We start from the raw sequence: 2,226 nt of genomic DNA, 5'->3' as shown, positions 1-2,226 counted from the left end.
GAGCACCGGGTCCACCTTCGGGAACTTGTCGAAGGGGAACACGGCTTCCTTGGCGCCGTGATGGTTGAACTTCTTGTCCTTGAGCTTCAGGTCTTCGAGCTTGGCTCCGAGCATGAGGCGGGTGGCGAGGCGGGCCATCTGGGTGTTGCAAACCTTGGAGACCAGCGGCACCGTGCGGGAGGCGCGCGGGTTGGCTTCGAGAACGAACACCTTGCCGTCTTCGATAGCGTACTGCATGTTCATGAGGCCGCAAACGTGGAGAGCTTCAGCAATCTTGCGGGTGTAATCCTTGATGGTTGCCAAGTTTTCCTTCGTGATGGTCACCGGCGGGATAATGCAAGCGGAGTCACCGGAGTGGACACCGGCAAGTTCCACGTGTTCCATCACGGACGGGATGTAAACGTGTTCGCCGTCAGAGAGGGCGTCAGCTTCGCATTCCAAAGCGTTGTGGAGGAAGCGGTCGATGAGGAGCGGGCGATCCGGGGTCACGCCCACGGCCTTTGCCACGTATTCGCGGAGCATGTTTTCGTCGTAGATGACTTCCATGCCGCGGCCGCCGAGAACGAAGCTCGGGCGGATCATCACCGGGTAGCCGCCAATCTGCTTGACACAAGCGAGGGCTTCGTCGATGTTCGTGGCCATGCCGCTTTCCGGCATCGGGATGCCGAGCTGGTCCATCATCTTGCGGAACAAGTCGCGGTCTTCGGCGATATCGATGGAGTCAATGCTCGTACCGAGAATCTTGACGCGGTTATAAGACCGCACACTCATAATTCAACAAGGCACTCCGACATTCGTGTGCTCTCGCCAACACGACTCGTTAAGACGAGTCGCTTTTGGCTCACGGTCGCTCAAAGCGCGGGCGATGTTCAGCGGAGTCTGGCCACCGAACTGCACAATCACGCCAGCCGGCTTTTGACGCCTTTGGCGTCCGCCGCTTCGCCTCGGTCATAAAAAATATGCAAGCATATTTTTGCGACACTCGGCTTGCAGGCTTTTCCTTGTGGTAAATCTGGAGCACGTTGCCTAATCATTTGGGCGTTCCCCACTGGCGTGGGTCGGGCTATATTTTAGGGGCGACCACCTTCGCTTCGCTCGTTACTCGCCTCCTAAAACGAAGCCTTGCTCCCAAGAACATCCAAAAAGAGCTGCCCGCAAGTCTTCGCCCCAAGGGGTCACTATCCCTAACGCGAATGCTGGTAAAACATCAAGAATGCTTTTGTCAAATTAATCCGTAATTGAATCGATTATTTTTGTCAAGATGCTTATTTTTGCGAGTATTTCTTTTTCTTCAAATATGTCATTGCTAAATAGATACGAGGTGTCAACAAAACATATTGTGACAAAGTTCCCTTTATGGAATCTTATGTTCTCTATCTTTAAATTTTTTCCTGATGCAAGAGAAAAAATTTTTTCTCGACATTTTTTTATACAATCCATGTTTGGTTTACTATCCGCTTTAAAACAAATTCTATTTTGTTCTATCTGTAGATAAATTCCAAAATTAAAAGCTTTGCACCATTTCCAATACCAATAACACCCCCAAAAGCCACCATTGGGATTGCTAACATAACGCCATTCAAGGTTATCACCGAGATTATCTTCTAGCCATGAATAAAATCCTTGCCATGCGGCTCCGTTATGCATCCATTCATGATATGGCTTTGATTTATATTGATTAGTGCATTCTTCAATAAACTTTATTCTCGAAACGAAATCTCTTAAAATTATATTGTCGGACTTTCCAAAAATCCATATTGTAGTATTTTTCCAGCTTGTTATCCCTGATTTTACAAGCCTTTTCTCCTGCCTGTTCCCTGGCTAAGTCGGTATATGTGATGTACTTGTGGCTGTCCTGCCAGTCCACCCCGTACCCTCTTTCATTCATCAGCCGGATAAAGGTTTCCCGGCTGGTCGCTGTTTCCTTACAATCCAGCACCGCAAGGGCAATATCCTGCACATAGCTTTTGACCTTTCCCTGCTCTGCCTGTTTCAAAAGCTGGTAGGTGTCTTTGCTCCATGCCACCGTTTCTTCCCGGACTTCTCCAGCAAATGTCTTTCCTTTCTCCGGCACATGCAAGCCCTGTTCCCAGCTCTGCTCGTTGCACCGTTCCTTTAAGTCTTTAAGGTCGTGCTTACTCAGAGGGTAATTTAGGGTATAACAAAATAACCCACCCGAATATCGTTTTTTTTATTTGGTGAGTTTGTTCTTTCAAATACGAAACA

General features: G+C 48.7%; 2 protein-coding genes and 1 pseudogene. All 3 read right to left on the bottom strand.

The window, feature by feature from the left end:
- A pseudogene (locus ACJMM9_RS10640) lies at window positions 1-921 on the bottom strand (ATP-grasp domain-containing protein); the annotation flags it as partial.
- Between the two features lie 306 nt (window positions 922-1,227).
- Window positions 1,228-1,647, bottom strand: coding sequence for a hypothetical protein (locus ACJMM9_RS10635; protein ID WP_405326606.1), 420 nt, complete (start codon window positions 1,645-1,647; stop codon window positions 1,228-1,230).
- Window positions 1,648-1,690: 43 nt separating this feature from the next.
- Window positions 1,691-2,074, bottom strand: coding sequence for a hypothetical protein (locus tag ACJMM9_RS10630; RefSeq protein WP_405326604.1), 384 nt, complete (start codon window positions 2,072-2,074; stop codon window positions 1,691-1,693).
- Between the last annotated feature and the right edge of the window lie 152 nt (window positions 2,075-2,226).

This window comes from Fibrobacter sp. (assembly GCF_045112255.1).
In the GTDB taxonomy this organism is placed as follows: domain Bacteria; phylum Fibrobacterota; class Fibrobacteria; order Fibrobacterales; family Fibrobacteraceae; genus Fibrobacter.
Note: the sequence above shows the minus strand (reverse complement) of the source record. Positions and strands in the feature narration are given on the sequence as shown.

Excerpts from the sequence above, each read along its gene's own strand:
- ACJMM9_RS10635 (WP_405326606.1), bottom strand. The coding sequence starts at position 1,647 with ATGCATAACGGAGCCGCATGGCAAGGATTTTATTCATGGCTAGAAGAT.